The following is a 14,266-nucleotide window of genomic DNA, read 5'->3' on the forward strand; positions in this document are numbered from 1 at the left end:
GGATTGTTCCTTCGGTGGGAGGTGCTCGTGCGAGCGTGAAGCTGTCAGGGAGTGACCGCGATGGCGGCGTGCTCCACGGCGAGACCGGCGCGATAGCGGGTCAGATAGGCGGCGAAGCCCGGGACGTCCTCGGCATCGGGTTCGACGACGTCGACCCCCGTGCGCGCGAAGATCCGGTCGTCGAGATAGGTGTGGAGATCGGGGGCCGTCGTGTCCGCGGCGAACGCCGCGAGCACCGCGATCCCCCATGCCCCACCCTCGGAGGCCGTCGACGCGACGGCGACGGGCGCGTTCAGGGCGCCGGCCAGGAAGCGCTGCGCCACTCCGCTCGTGCGGAAGACGCCGCCGTGGGCGTACATGCGGTCGAGCTCGACGCCCTCTTCGGCCAGGACTCGCATGCCCAGGGCGAGCGTGGCGAACACCCCGTACAGCTGCGCACGCATGAAGTTCGCCAGCGTCAGGCGACTGTCGGGGGTGCGCAGCACCAGCGGCCGCCCCTCCGGCAGGCCCGCGATGGGCTCACCGGCCAGGTGATTGTAGGCGAGGATGCCGCCCGCATCGGGGGCACCGTCGAACGCCTCGCGGAAGAGCGCCTCGAACACCTCGTCGGAGCTGAGCGTGCCGCCGGCGATCTCGGCGAACCTCTCGAACAGCGACACCCACGCCGCGAGCTCGCTCGCCCCGTTGTTGCAGTGCACCATCGCGACGAGATCGCCGGACGGGGTGGTGACGAGGTCGAGTTCATCGTGGGGTCGGCGCAACGGGTGCTCGAGGACGACCATCGCGAAGATGCTCGTTCCCGCACTGACGTTGCCGGTGCGCGGAGCGACCGAGTTCGTCGCCACCATGCCGGTACCGGCGTCGCCCTCGGGAGGGCAGAACAGGATGCCGGAACGCAGCGCCCCGGTCTCGTCGAGCAGCGCCGCGCCCTCGTCGGTCAGGACGCCGGCGTCGTCACCGGCGACGAGGACGTCGGGAAGCAGCGAACGCAGTTCCAGACCGTGGGCACGCTCGGCCACGAGCCGATCGAACTTCTCAATCATCTCGGCGTCGTAGTCGTGCGTCACGGGGTCGATGGGGAACATCCCCGAGGCGTCCCCGATGCCCAGCACGCGTCGCCCGGTCAACTTCTCGTGCACGTACCCCGCGAGGGTGGTGAACGAAGCGACGTCGGTGACGTGATCCTCTTCGTCGAGCACGGCCTGATAGAGGTGGGCGATCGACCAGCGCAGCGGAATGTTCGTTCCCAGCAGCTCGGACAGCACGCCCGCGGCGCGCTCGGTCGAGGTGTTGCGCCACGTGCGGAAAGGCACGAGGAGCTCACCGGAGGCGTCGAAGGCGAGATAGCCGTGCATCATCGCCGAGACGCCGATCGCGGCGAGGTCGCTGATCACCGTGTCGTAGGCGCTCTGAACCTGCGCGCCCAGGTCGGCGTATGCCGCGCGAACGCCACCCCAGACATCGTCGAGGGAGTAGGTCCAGTTGCCGTCGCGATAGCGGTTCTCCCACGCGTGCGAGCCGGTGGCCAGGACTCGCGAGGGGTCGTCGCCGTCGATCAGGCACGCCTTGATCCGGGTCGATCCGAGCTCGATTCCCAGTACCGCACGCCCGGTGGCGATCACCTCGGCGGCGGGGGTCTGCGCCGCGCTCACCGGCGTGCGTCCGAGCTCTGGCCGTACACGTTCTGGTACCGGTTGTAGAGGGCGTCGATCTTGTCCTGCGGGATCGGGATGAGCGGCCCCGCCTCGCGTGCGATGTGCACGGTACGGGCGACGTCTTCGAGCATGACGGCCGCCTTCACGGCATCCTTCGCATTCGTCCCGATGGTGAAGGGACCGTGGTTCTGCATGATCACGCCGCGCGAGCGGTGACCGCGCAGGGTCTCGACGATGCCGCGGCCGATCGAGTCGTCGCCGATGATCGCGAAGGGACCGACCGGAATGGGGCCGCCGAACTCATCGGCCATCGCGGTGATGACGCACGGGATCTCCTCGCCGCGGGCGGCCCAGGCGACGCCGTAGGTGGAGTGCGTGTGCACGACACCGCCCACCTCGGGCATGTTGCGGTACACGTAGGCGTGCGCCGCGGTGTCGCTCGAGGGGCTCCGCTCGCTGCCGGGGGTGCCGGGGATGGCGTTGCCGTCGAGGTCGCAGAGGATCATGTTCTCGGGCGCGAGGTCGTCGTACGAGACGCCCGACGGCTTGATCACGAACAGGTCGGCACCGGGCACGCGGCCCGAGACGTTGCCGCCGGTCCAGACGATGAGGTTGTAGCGCACGAGCTCGTCGTGCAGTCGGGCGACGTCGGCGCGAACCCGATCGATCGCTGCCTGGGTGTCGGGGGTGAAGTCAGCGGAGGGCGCTGCCATGGTGTTCTCCTCGAGGGGATGACGATCGACGGTGGGGCTCATTTCCTTCGCCGCGCAGTCAGGACGCGCTGCAGCAGAACGAAGGCGAGCAGGATTCCGCCGGTGATGATGGTCAGGTACTCGGGGCGGATGCTGCCGTCCTTGGTGATGATCATCGCCAGCGTGGCGAGCACGAGGGAGCCCACGACGGAGCCCAGCACGTAGCCCGCTCCGCCGGTGAGGAGCGTTCCACCGATCACGACCGCGGCGATGGCATCCAACTCCCATCCGATGCCGGTGACGTTCTGCGCCTTACCGCCCACCTCGGCCGTGTAGACCACCGCGGCGAGACCGGCGAGCGCGCCGCTGATGACGTAGATGATCACGCGCGTGCGGGCCACGGGCAGACCCATCAACTGGGCCGAGTTCTCGGCTCCGCCGATGCCGTACACCGTGCGACCGGTGCGGGTGCGGTGCAGGAGGAAGAACGCAGCGATGACCACGAGCACCGCGATGAAGAAGCCCGGGGTGAGGATGAGGTCGTTCGTCTTGGGACCGTCGTAGAGCTTGAAGTCCGTGGCGAGCACCAGGATCGGCGAGCCGTCGGCGACCTGGACCGGGACCGTCGACAGGATCGACGCGAGTCCGCGGGCGAGGAACATCATCGCCAGCGTGGCGATGAACGGCTGCACGTTGAAGTACTGGATGAGCACGCCCGAAACCAGGCCGAAGAGGGCGCCGAACGCGATCATCAGCACGATGGCCAACCAGCCGTTCACCCCCGCGTTCGTCAACATGACGCCCGACACCGACGTGAAGGCGACCACGGCACCGACGGACAGGTCGATACCACCGGAGAGGATGACGATGGTCATGCCGACGGCCAGGATGATCGTCGGCGCGAAGCTGACGAGCAGGCTCGACATGGTGCCCGCGTGGAACACGCGGCCGTAGGCGAACTCGGCGTACACGAGCATCGCCACGAGCAGGATGACGGCCGCGAAGGTGGGGATGGCCGACTGGCTGCGCCCCCACATGCGCGAGATGGCCAGTCCCCGCACCGGGGCTTCGGTGCCGTGCGAGGGGGGTGACACGGTCGTGCTCACGCGACGACCTCCTTACGGGTACGGCGGCGTCCGGCCTGGAGGACGAAGGCCCTCACACGCTCGGACTGCAGCAGGACGAGCAGCACGATGACGATGGCCTTGAAGGCCGGGGTCGCGGCGGCGGAGACGCCGAGGAAGAGCACCGTCTTGTTCAACGTGGCGATCAGCAGGGCACCGATGGTGGAGCCGAGGATCGAGAACTTCCCGCCCGCGAGCGATGTTCCGCCGATCACGACGGCGAGGATCGCGTCGAGCTCCATCTGGTAGCCCGTTCCCGAGACGTCGACGGTCATGACCTCCGAGACGGTGAACAGACCGCCGCCGGCGGCGAGGATGCCCGACAGCACGTACACGGCGAGCAGGATCGGACGCGGACGGATGCCGGCGAGCCGGCTCGCGTCCGGGTTGACGCCGATCGACTCGATCATCAGGCCCAGGGCGGTGCGGCGCATGACGACCGAGACGAGCACGACGATCACGACGGCGATGACGAAGCTCGTCGGCAGACCCAGCACCTGCCCGTTGGAGATCTGCTGGAAGGGCGCATTGGCGGAATTGGTGTTCTGACCGCCCGTGATGACGCGTGCGATACCGCGAGCCGCGAGCATCATCACGAGCGTGCTGATGAACGGCTGCAGGCCGATCACCGACACGAGCAGGCCGTTCACGAGACCGAGCACCGCCCCGATGGCCAGGGCGATCCCGATCGCGGTGAACATGGCGCCGAACGAGCTCGGAGCGTTCAGTGCCCGCAGGGTCTCCATCGCCGCGGCACCGCCGACGGCCATGATCGAGCCGACCGAGAGGTCGATGCCCTTGGTGGCGATGACGAAGGTCATGCCGAGCGCGATCATGATGATCGGTGCCGACACGCGCAGGATGTCGAGGAGGTTGCCCGCGACCAGTCCCGTCGTCGGGTTGATGCCGATCGAGAGGTAGGTGGGGTCCTTCATCACGTTGAGCGAGAGCAGAAGCAGGATGCCGACGATGCCCCAGAACCAGGGCGTGCGCAGCAGCGTCTTGACGACGGACATCAGTGGGTCTCTCCTTCGATGAGGGACTCGGTCTGGGCTTCGGCCTTCTCGTCGGATTCGGCGGCGATGATCGACACGACACGCTCGGCCGTGACGTCGGGGCCGTTGACGATCTCGCCGACCTTCTGGTGGTCCTTCATGATCACGATGCGCTCGGACAGTCGCACGACCTCCTCGAGCTCGGACGAGATGAACACCACGCTCATGCCGCCCTCGGCCAGTTCGGCCACGGTCTCCTGGATGTCGGCCTTGGCGCCGACGTCGATACCGCGCGTCGGCTCGTCGAGCAGGAGCAGTTCGGGCTCGGTCGCGAGCCAGCGGCCCAGGAGCACCTTCTGCTGGTTGCCACCCGACAGCAGCCGGATCGGACGGTCGGGGTCGTTCGGGCGAACACTGAAGCGCTCCATGTAGGTACGCACCAGCTGGTCGACCTCGCGCGCGGGGATGCGGCGCAGCCATCCGCGCTTGGCCTGCAGGGCGAGCATGATGTTCTCGCGAATGCTGAGATCACCGATGATGCCGTCGTCCCGACGGTTCTCGGTCGAGTACGCGATGTGGTTGGCCAGGCCCGACACGGGCGAGGTCACGTTGACCTTCTTGCCCTTCAGGCGCACGGTGCCCGAGTCGGCGCGGTCGGCACCGGCGATGAGTCGGGCGAGCTCGGTGCGGCCGGAGCCGAGGAGCCCCGCGAACCCGACGACCTCGCCCTTGTGGATCTCGATGTCGGTGGGGGCGAGCGCACCCGCGCGAGCGAGTCCTTCGGCGGCGTAGACGGGCGTGGCCGAGCGGTCGCGAGCGTCGACCTGGCGGTTGGATCCGAGCGCCTTCAGCGCCTCGATGTCCTTGCCGATCATCTTCGAGATGAGCTGGGTGCGGTCCAGTTCGCGAGTGAGGTATTCGCCGACGAACCCGCCGTTGCGCAGCACCGTGATGCGGTCGCTGATCGCGTAGACCTGGTCGAGGAAGTGCGAGACGAAGAGGATCGCCACGCCCTGATCGCGGAGGCGTCGCATGACCGTGAACAGCACCTCGACCTCGGCGGCGTCCAGGCTCGACGTCGGTTCGTCGAGGATGAGCACCTTGGACTTGGTGACCATCGCGCGGCTGATCGCGACGAGCTGCTGGAGCGCGATCGAGATGGATGACAGCGGGGCACGGGTGTCGAGGTGCCCGAGGCCCATCCGGGTGAGCGCCTCGGCGGCCTGAGCATGGGTGGCCCGCCAGTTGATGCCGACCGGCCCTCGCACCTCGTGGCCGAGCATCACGTTCTCACCGATGGTGAGGTTCGTGCAGAGGTTGACCTCTTGGTAGACGGTCGAGATGCCCGCGGCCTGAGCCGAGGCGGTACCCGTGAGGCGCCGCTCCTCACCGAAGATCAGGATCGATCCGGAATCGATCTGGTAGACGCCGGTGAGAGCCTTGATGAGAGTGGACTTTCCGGCGCCGTTCTCTCCCATCAGGGTGTGGACCTCGCCGGGGAGCAGTCGGAAGTTCACCTCGTCGAGGGCTTTGACGCCGGGGAATGTGATCGATGCGCCGCGGACTTCGACGATCGGTAGGGACTCTGTCATCGCTGACGAACTTCCTCGTTGTGTACGGAGCGGGTGGGGAACCGGGAGTGGGGGTGGCCCGGGGGCCACCCCCACTGCGGAGAGATGCTTCTCGTGCGGGGGAGCGGCTTAGAAGCCGAGGCCCTCGGACAGCGCCTTGTCGGCTGCCTCGGGCGAGTCGAACGTCGCGCTGTCGACGATGATGGTCGACTCGACCGACTCACCGCGGCGATGGCCTTCTTGACGGCATCGGCGGCGATGTCGCCGAAGAAGGGGTTGTACTGCGCGACGAAGCTCAGCTGGCCCTTGGAGAGCGCCTCGAGGGCACCCTTCGTACCGTCGATCGTGGCGATCTTGACGTCGGTGCCGGGGGTCAGGCCCGCCGCGCTGACCGCCTGGGCGGCGCCGATGCCCATCTCGTCGTTCTGGGCGAAGATGAACTGGATGTTGTTGTTGTTGGCCTTGAGGACCGTCTCGATGACGGACTTGCCCTCGTCGGTCTTCCAGTTGGCGGTCTGAGCACCGACCTTGGTGAAGCCGGTCGCGCCGCTGATCGCCTCGTCGAAGCCCTCGTTGCGCTCGTTCACGACCGACAGGCCGGGCACGCCCTCGAGCACGAAGTAGTTCGCGCCGGAGGGGAAGGTGGTGACCGCCCAGTCGCCGACCGACGCCGCGACCTGCTTGTTGTCGGGGGCGATACGGGTCACGTAGAGGTCGGAAGGAGCGTCGACACCGCGGTCGAGCAGGATCACGGGGATCTGCGCCTCCTTGGCGAGCTTCAGCGAGTCTTCCCACCCGGAGGCTTCGGTGGCCGTCAGGAGGATGGCGTCGACCTCGTCGTTGACGAAGGTGGAGAACGCATCGAGCTGCGACTTCTGGTCGCTCGGGCTTGCGGCCGGCGCGTACTTCAGGTCGAACCCTGCGTCGCTCGAGAAGGCGTCCTTCACGGCCTGCTCGTTGGCGTTGCGCCATCCGCCCTCGGGACCGACCGCCACGAAGCCGACCGTGATGACGCCGTCGCCACCACCGCTGCCTCCGGCGGCCGAGCCGTCTCCGCCGGCGCAGCCGGCAAGGCTGAGGGCGACGGCTCCCGCACCGATGAATCCGACGACGCCACGCATGCGCTTGGAAATCGACATTGTGTTCTCCTCCTTGAGATCTCTCCAGTAATCGGGCCGGAGAGTGGATGCTGTGCAGCTCTGGGCAGCACTCCTTGTCCCCTCAAGTGTGCGCGCTAACATTTCAAAGCGCAAGAACTGATCCGAAGAAATTTCGACGCTTCAGATCACAACTCGGTCACGGCCACACGGGAACGATCGACCGCGCCGGACGCGCGCGCGAATTCAGGCCGATACAGCGGCCGTCGACTCGCGCACCACGAGCCTCGGCTGGATCATGTCGTGCGTGGGGTCCGTCTCTCCCTCGATGGCGGCGATGATCTGCTGCAGCGCCAGCTCGCCGAGATCGGCGAAGTCCTGCCGGACCGTGGTCAGGGGAGGAAGGAAATGGCGCGCGTCCGACAGGTCGTCGAAACCTACGACGCTGATGTCGTCGGGCACACGGATGCCGCGCTTGTGCAGTCCGTGGACGACACCGAGGGCGATCTGGTCGTTCGCGGCGAAGATGGCGGTGGTCTCCCCCAGATCGTGCGACTGAGCGACACCGAAGCCGAAATCGGACGTCCAGTCGCCGACGATGTACGGCCCCTCCGACAGACCCGCCTCGGCGAGGCACTCGCGCCACCCTTCGGCGCGCTCGCGAGCGTCGAGCCAATCCATCGGGCCCGCCAGGTGCGCGATCGTGCGGTGGCCGAGCCCGATCAGGTGCCGCACGGCGAGTCGGGCACCCTCGCGCTGGTCGACCCCGACCGTGTGCCACGACGGGTCCGCTTCGGCCTTGATGACGATGGTGGGCAGGCCGGTGGTCTGCTGGCGCAGCAGGTCGAGCGACGACTCCCTCGGGGCGATGACACACAGTGCGTCGACGCCCTGGGTAACGAGTTCCATCACGCCCGTGTCCAGCTGCGATGCGTCGTCGTCGCCGATGGAGAACGCGCTCACGGCGTAGCCGACCTCGCGGGCGGCCTTCTCCAACGCGCGCAGCGTGTTGTTCGGGCCGTTCTGGACGGGCCCGTCGATGAGAACGCCGATGCGACGGGCGCGCCGGGTGGCGAGGGCGCGAGCGATCGAGCTCGGCGTGTAGTTCATCTCTTCGATGGCCTGCAGCACGCGCGCGCGCGTGCTCTCGCGGATATTGGGGTGTCCGTTCATGACGCGGGAGACGGTCATATGAGACACACCGGCGCGACGCGCGACGTCGTAGATGCTGGGTCGTTGCCACCCGCGACTCGAGGACTGGGGCATTGTGATCATCCGATCCGAACATCATGACGAAAGCGCGCGATGGATTCCTCTCGAAGCAGCGGCACTTCGTCGACCACTCCGACAATCACCCGATCACACGGATCGATCCTATGCGTCGAGATGTCGATCACCGGTGTTCGCCCCGCACCGGTCGAGGTGTCCTGCGGCGTCCGGCGCAAGGCCGACCTCACTGCACAGCGATCATGCTCCCCTGCGCGCGGCGACGACGAGCGCGACCCCGACGGCCAGGAGAAGAAGGGCCCCGCCCGCGACGATCCAGGCCGGGTCGATCCCGGTGAGGGCGAGCCACCCGTGATCGGGCAGCTGAGACGGACTGGGGGTCGGCGAGGGCGGAGGCGTGGGCAGAGGAGTGATGTCGACGTCTACATGGAAGGCATCGTCCGGGACCGAGGCTGCCACGGGGTTCATCATTGGTGCCTTTCGAGAGAAACCGTGCCCGAAGAACGGCTGTGGGCGCGGAGGCGGCCGGAGCCGCCGGGAGCGGAGAGATCGGCGGCATCGTCACCGGCTACGCCGGTCGCTGCTGGGCCTGCGCGGTCGACGCCGGCGGCGAGGCGGCCTTCCTCGCGCGCGCGATCCAGGGCCGCCGTGAAGCGACGGCGCCGCCAGAACAGGGCGACGACGATCAGCACGAGGCCGAGAAGGACGAGGAGCTGGGGCAGGGGAACGGCCCACAGCGATGTCGCGGTCGAACGCGGTGCGACCTCGACGGCCGCGCCGCCGAGGTCGCGGGCCGCCGGGACCACATCGACGGAGCCCGGCGCGAAGAAGGTGGGCCACACACCGTCGATCGCCACGGTGAAGGACCGGGACTCGCCCGGCAACAGTTCCTGGCGGGGTGCGCCGTCGTCGGGGAAGGTCGTCGAGCCGGTGCCGATCGCCGCGGTGCCGGCGACCAGGAGGCTGGCGTTGCCGGTGTTCTCGACCGTGAACGACGCGTGGGCGGAACCGGGGCGGAACGGATTCCACGACATGTCGTAGTCCGTGCCCACCCCCGTCACGGCGAACGAGGGCACGATCTCGCCGGTGACGCGCGTCATCACGCGAAAACCCACGCGGCTCTCCACGCCCACCTTGGATCCGCCGGCATCGGTGCCGGTCGACGCGACCGATGCGGCGATACCGGCGGCGTGATCACCGGGGATGGCCCCGTCGGGCACCGTGGTGGTGAACGGCACGACGACGGTGGCGTTCGGGGCGACCGTGACGGAGCGGGGAAGATCGATCCACCGACCCGCGTCGACGGACTCGCGGTCCGCGGGCAGCATGTTGAAGCGCCCGGCGCCGGTGTAGTAGCCGTCCGCCGCGCTGAGCGCGAACGTCACCTCCGTGCGGCTGAGGTTGTGCACCGCGAAGAAGTCCTCGCGCGACGCGCCAGGGTCCAGTTCCTGCTGAATCACACCGCGATTGTCGGGTCCGGTTGCGTCCGCGGGCGTCACCGACCAGGTGATGTCCGAATCCGACGCGGCGTGGGCGGCCGGGTCGCCGAGGGCGACCAGTGCGACGGCGGCCGCGAACGCGACCGTGCCCTGCACGAGGAAGCGTGCCGTGAACATGTCTCTGTGTCACCATCCCAGATCTTCTTCGATCTCGTGAACCATCGTCGTTTGTGCGGAGCGGCGGACCGAGCCCGATCAGGACCCGGTCCGCCGACCACGCGAGCTCACGGCTGCGTGAACACGTCTTCGAAGAGAGACAGTGTCAGCTTCGAGGTGTAGGCACCCGGGGTGACGCCCGCATCGGTCTTCAGGGTGAGGGCGGCATCGGCCGTCCACGACGACTCCCCGCTCTGCTTCACGGCCGCAGACTCGAGCGCGGTGTACAGCAGCTCCTGGTCGACGAGGCCGACGGCGTCTTCGCCGGTGTCCTCGGAGGTCGCCACGGCCTCGCCCTCTGCCACGAGACCGGTGTCGCCACCATCGACGAGACGGGGAGTCCAGCCGAGGTGGTCGGCCGAGATGCTGGCGCCGTTCGGGCCGGTGAAGGCGGATGCCTGTCCGACGACGTACCAGAAGTGGTCGGCCGGGATGTCGGCGACCTCACGGGTGTCGGTGACGGTGACCGTGGGCAGGGCGCCGTCGAACTGACGCACCTCGGGGTTTCCGGACGCGCTCTCCGTCAGCGTGGCCGACGTGCCGGCCACCGTCAGGCTCAGGCTGCCGGGCCCGTCGACGGCCGGGATGTCGACACTGACGTTGACATCCTGATCTCCGACCTCGGCCGCGAAAGCAGCTCCAGCCGTGCCGACGAGCACCAGAGCACCCACCGTGGCGACGGCGATGCGCGCAGCCGCACCCTTGGAAAACTTCATCGTTTACTCCGTTTCTTCGCTCGACGTCGACGTCGAGCGATTAGCAAGCTGACCGGGGGTCCCGGTTCTCAGAGGAGACGGATCCGGGTTTTCAACCGTCGAACTCCTCTTGAATGTTAGCGAGAACACGTCGTGATCACAAGCATTTTCCGCGGCGACGGGAGGGCGGGATCGCGGCCCGTTCAAGACGCCTCGTTCGTCACGTCGCGCACGCGCCCGAGCGCCCGGCCGGCGAAGACCGAAGGCACACGGAGTCCGGCGTGAGGCCGTGAATCACCGACAATTCCCGCGAGGAGCGGCGACGGTGAACGACGTCGGAGGAGCCTGCTTCGTCCCCTTCGGCACAGCGTCGATCGATACCGTCCCGGCGTCGACAGCCCGTGCGCGCGTCGAGAAGGTCGTCGAGACGGTCTTGCCGGCGCCGACGGTCAGCTTCTTCTGGCCGAAGGCACCGATGACCGTGACGTTCGCGGCGACGGCGTCCGCGTTGGTCACCGCGACGAACTGCGTCACCTTGCCGGCCACGCACCTGTTGCCGACGGTCGCCGACAGGGCGAGTCCCATCGACAACGGTTCGGATGCCGAGGCGGCGACCCGCCCGTCGACGTACCCGTCGTAGCGCGCGGTCACCGTGCGCACCGCCGCCGGTACCTCCACCGAGGCGGAGTGCTGGTCGAGTCCCACCGTCTGCGACCAGCTCTCGCCCGAGAAGGTCACGGTGCCGACGACATCACCCCGGTCTGCGGCGGCGACGACAGCGGTGGCGGTTCGCCCCTCCCGCGTGAGGCTCGTGGTCGAGGCGACAGCCTTGACCGACGTCCAGTTCTGCATCGCGGTGAGAACCGACTGGTCGACGCTGACGAACGAGCCGTGGCGGGGGCTGGCGGGCAGACCGCCCACCGGACGCACGTTCCAGTCCGCGCGACGCGACAGACGATCGGCCTGCGAGCTGCTCGCGATCGCCTCGCCCGTCGTGACGAAGGCGCGGTAGCCGCCCGCCCCGAAGTTGTCGACGAGGAAGGCGTATCCGTCGCCCCCGGTGTTGTTCGGGTCGCCCTCGTTGAGCTTGACGATCTGCGGCCCCTCGCCCGCCTGGCCCGTCTCCAGCGCCGTCATGTTCGTATCGGTCAGCTGCCACGTCTTCTCGGGGTCGGCGTTCCAGTTCGACCGCGTCGTCGGAGCGGTCAGCACCTTCGAGCGCTCGAGGAAGATGTCCTTGCCAGCCTCGAGGCCGTCGGCCGCGCCGCCCTCCTCGTTCTTGGTGAAGCGGTAGTAGTAGTCGCCGATCTTCTGCACGGTCGAGTCGATGCGTGCGAAGCCGGTGTTCTGCCACTCGGTGGGCGGGTAGGTGAACGTCGTGAAGTCGCGCGTGAGCACGGAGAACACGCGGGCGTGCAGGTTGTCGGAGTTCGTCTTGGATGCGCTGCTGTACAGGCGCGACGAGAAGTGCACGACGTACGACTGCAGCGCGTCGTCCCAGTACGCCTCGGGCGCCCAGGTCATGCCGGCCGCCGGCTGGTTGATCGTGATGCCCTCGTTCTTGCCGTTGGTGCGCGTCCACGTCACGAGGTCGGTGGACTCCCACACCTCGATCTTCAGCGAGCCGTCGGACTGCGCGGGGCCCCAGCCGGTGCCGCAGCTGATGCAGAGGTCGGTGGCGACCATGTAGTACTTGTCGCCGTCCTTCGACCGCAGGATGTAGGGGTCGCGCAGACCCTTCGTGTCGGTCGTCGAGGTGATGACGGGCTGCCCGCCGTTCACGGGCGAGAACGAGAAGAAGTCGTTGCCGTTCGTGGCCGCCTGGTAGATCTTCTCGTCGCCGTCGGATGTAAAATAGGCCGCCGCGTATCCGGCATCCGGAGCCCAGCGCCCCTTCTCGGCGACGGTGACCTCGAAGGTCTTCTGCGCGGAGTGCCCGTTGAGCGTGGCTGTCGCCGTCAGCGTCACCTTCGCGTCGCCCGCGCCGTACGCGGGGCGCGCGACGATGCCGCCCCCACGGAACGGGTCGGCCGCACCGACCGCCGGCGCCACGTAGTCGGCCTTCGTCGCAGAGACCAGGGCCTCATCCGACGAGGTCCACGTGATCGCCGCGCCGTCGACGGCGCCCTTCGTCGCCAACGGGAGGTTCTCGGTCGTCCGGGATGCCAGGGAGATGGCATCCAGGTCGGCGGAGACGTTGGGGGCGATGACCGTCACCTCATAGGTCAGCACACCGAGGGAGCTCGTCGCGGTGAGGGTGACGGGGGTGTCGGTCGTGATCGAGCGCGACACCACGCCGGTGTTCGACACGACGCTCGGGTCGGACGACGACCACGTCAGAGCGACGCCGTTCACCGAGCTCGCGAGATTGAGGTCGCTGGAGACGTTGTCGAGCGAGGGGTTCGCCCGCAGCATCGTGGCCTCGACGTCACCGCGCAGCAGCGCGGATGTCGTCGAGGACTTCTGCGACGCCGTGGGCATGCTCGAGGCGACCTGGTCGGCGGTCAGCGCCGAATCCCAGAACTTCACGTCGCTGACGTCGGCGCGCAGCAGCGCGTCGCCCTGGTAGAGCGAGCGGCCGAGGTAGCCGAGAACGTTTCCCGACGGGATGATCGAGCTGAGCGAGTCGGCGTGCGTGAGGGACGAGATGACGCTGCCGTCACGGTAGAGCGTCAGCGTGTTCCCCGCGCCGACCATGGTCAGCGTGGTGAAGCCGGGGTTGAGCCCGCCCCCGGCCGGCATGCGTGTCTCGCCGTTGTCGCCGCCGTTCTTCACGCGGACGGCGGCGAGCACCTGGTCGGTGTAGCCGCCCTGCGCCGAACGGGGGCTCAGGAAGATGTGGTTGCCGAGCTGCGTGGTGTTCCACGGCCCGACCCCGTCGCCGATGACCCAGCCGAAGTGGTTGGCCGAGGTCTGGGTGGCGACGGTGTACTCGACCGTGAAGTCGTTGTCGGTGCCGGTGACGAGCCCCTTCGGCAGCGCCGCGTACCCGTCGGCCTTGAAGCGCAGCACCGCGTCGCCACCGGCATCGGCGAACGATGCGTCGGTGAACCCGGTGAGCACGGCGTTGCGGCCATTGCCCGACACGTCGATCAACGACGTACCCGTGTGCGACATGTCGTAGTGCGCGGTGGGCGTCGGCACGACGGCGGCGTGGGCGGCCGGCGCGACGAGACTCAGCGTCGAGGCGACCAGCACGCCGGTCACCGAGAGTGCGAGCCCCCTCGAGAAGCGGGCGGCGCCAGGCCGGTGGGCGTTCGATGATCTCATCGGTGAGACCTCTCTGTGTGGTGCGGGGGGGCGATGGGGGATCTCGATCCCCGGTACGCCGAGATGAGCCTGTCGCCGGCGCCGCTGCGGGGTGAGAGTCCGCCGGCTCCGTCGCGGCGGGAATGACCCGGCGCGGAGCCCCGAGACAGTCCGCATCACGTTAGCGGTAACCGGCGCACGCTCACAATGTCGTGATCACCCCCGGGAGGTCGCCTGAACTCCGCGCTTCCCACCCGATCCGCACGCGACGAGCGCAGCCTTCGCGGTGTCGCCGTCGAGCGTTCT

Annotated in this window: 11 protein-coding genes; all 11 read right to left on the bottom strand. The window is 68.2% G+C overall.

The genetic code is table 11. The features are described from left to right. Window positions 1-44: 44 nt before the first annotated feature. Window positions 45-1,652, bottom strand: coding sequence for a xylulokinase (locus QE412_RS10620; protein WP_307483280.1), 1,608 nt, complete (start codon window positions 1,650-1,652; stop codon window positions 45-47). After that, window positions 1,649-2,368: an L-ribulose-5-phosphate 4-epimerase gene (locus QE412_RS10625; RefSeq protein ID WP_307483283.1), complete on the bottom strand. Its 720-nt coding sequence runs from the start codon at window positions 2,366-2,368 to the stop codon at window positions 1,649-1,651. The genes QE412_RS10620 and QE412_RS10625 overlap by 4 nt, the downstream gene beginning before the upstream one ends. 38 nt (window positions 2,369-2,406) lie before the next feature. Next, window positions 2,407-3,453 carry an ABC transporter permease gene (locus QE412_RS10630; protein ID WP_307483286.1) on the bottom strand — a complete coding sequence of 349 codons (1,047 nt, stop codon included), beginning with the start codon at window positions 3,451-3,453 and terminating at the stop codon, window positions 2,407-2,409. Further along, the gene (locus tag QE412_RS10635; protein WP_307483288.1) at window positions 3,450-4,487 is read right to left on the bottom strand and encodes an ABC transporter permease; all 1,038 of its coding nucleotides are present in this window, start codon (window positions 4,485-4,487) and stop codon (window positions 3,450-3,452) included. The genes QE412_RS10630 and QE412_RS10635 overlap by 4 nt, the downstream gene beginning before the upstream one ends. Beyond that, on the bottom strand, window positions 4,487-6,058 hold the full coding sequence (locus tag QE412_RS10640; RefSeq protein ID WP_307483291.1) for a sugar ABC transporter ATP-binding protein: 1,572 nt from the start codon (window positions 6,056-6,058) through the stop codon (window positions 4,487-4,489). The genes QE412_RS10635 and QE412_RS10640 overlap by 1 nt, the downstream gene beginning before the upstream one ends. Continuing rightward, window positions 6,055-7,176, bottom strand: coding sequence for a substrate-binding domain-containing protein (locus tag QE412_RS10645; RefSeq protein WP_307483294.1), 1,122 nt, complete (start codon window positions 7,174-7,176; stop codon window positions 6,055-6,057). Before QE412_RS10645 ends, QE412_RS10640 begins: the two co-directional genes overlap by 4 nt. Before the next feature lie 204 nt (window positions 7,177-7,380). After that, a complete protein-coding gene (locus QE412_RS10650; RefSeq protein WP_307483296.1) occupies window positions 7,381-8,409 on the bottom strand; it encodes a LacI family DNA-binding transcriptional regulator in 1,029 nt (342 codons plus the stop codon). Between the two features lie 192 nt (window positions 8,410-8,601). Continuing rightward, window positions 8,602-8,820, bottom strand: a complete 219-nt coding sequence (locus tag QE412_RS10655; RefSeq protein ID WP_307483299.1) for a hypothetical protein — start codon at window positions 8,818-8,820, stop codon at window positions 8,602-8,604. An 8-nt stretch (window positions 8,821-8,828) separates the two neighbouring features. Continuing rightward, window positions 8,829-9,977 carry a hypothetical protein gene (locus QE412_RS10660; RefSeq protein WP_307483302.1) on the bottom strand — a complete coding sequence of 383 codons (1,149 nt, stop codon included), beginning with the start codon at window positions 9,975-9,977 and terminating at the stop codon, window positions 8,829-8,831. Window positions 9,978-10,084: 107 nt separating this feature from the next. Beyond that, entirely contained in the window at window positions 10,085-10,732 is a 648-nt protein-coding gene (locus QE412_RS10665) for a hypothetical protein (protein ID WP_307483304.1), read from the bottom strand. Window positions 10,733-11,005: 273 nt separating this feature from the next. Next, window positions 11,006-13,981 carry an immunoglobulin-like domain-containing protein gene (locus QE412_RS17840; protein WP_307483307.1) on the bottom strand — a complete coding sequence of 992 codons (2,976 nt, stop codon included), beginning with the start codon at window positions 13,979-13,981 and terminating at the stop codon, window positions 11,006-11,008. Window positions 13,982-14,266: the final 285 nt, after the last annotated feature.

This window comes from Microbacterium trichothecenolyticum, from assembly GCF_030818955.1.
In the GTDB taxonomy this organism is placed as follows: Bacteria; Actinomycetota; Actinomycetes; order Actinomycetales; family Microbacteriaceae; genus Microbacterium; species Microbacterium trichothecenolyticum_B.

Bases quoted from the DNA above. Each gene is read 5' to 3' on its own strand.
- QE412_RS10625 (WP_307483283.1), bottom strand. From the start codon at position 2,368: ATGGCAGCGCCCTCCGCTGACTTCACCCCCGACACCCAGGCAGCGATC.
- QE412_RS10635 (WP_307483288.1), bottom strand. From the start codon at position 4,487: ATGTCCGTCGTCAAGACGCTGCTGCGCACGCCCTGGTTCTGGGGCATC.
- QE412_RS10640 (WP_307483291.1), bottom strand. From the start codon at position 6,058: ATGACAGAGTCCCTACCGATCGTCGAAGTCCGCGGCGCATCGATCACA.
- QE412_RS10645 (WP_307483294.1), bottom strand. From the start codon at position 7,176: ATGTCGATTTCCAAGCGCATGCGTGGCGTCGTCGGATTCATCGGTGCG.
- QE412_RS10650 (WP_307483296.1), bottom strand. From the start codon at position 8,409: ATGATCACAATGCCCCAGTCCTCGAGTCGCGGGTGGCAACGACCCAGC.
- QE412_RS10660 (WP_307483302.1), bottom strand. From the start codon at position 9,977: ATGTTCACGGCACGCTTCCTCGTGCAGGGCACGGTCGCGTTCGCGGCC.
- QE412_RS10665 (WP_307483304.1), bottom strand. From the start codon at position 10,732: ATGAAGTTTTCCAAGGGTGCGGCTGCGCGCATCGCCGTCGCCACGGTG.
- QE412_RS17840 (WP_307483307.1), bottom strand. From the start codon at position 13,981: ATGAGATCATCGAACGCCCACCGGCCTGGCGCCGCCCGCTTCTCGAGG.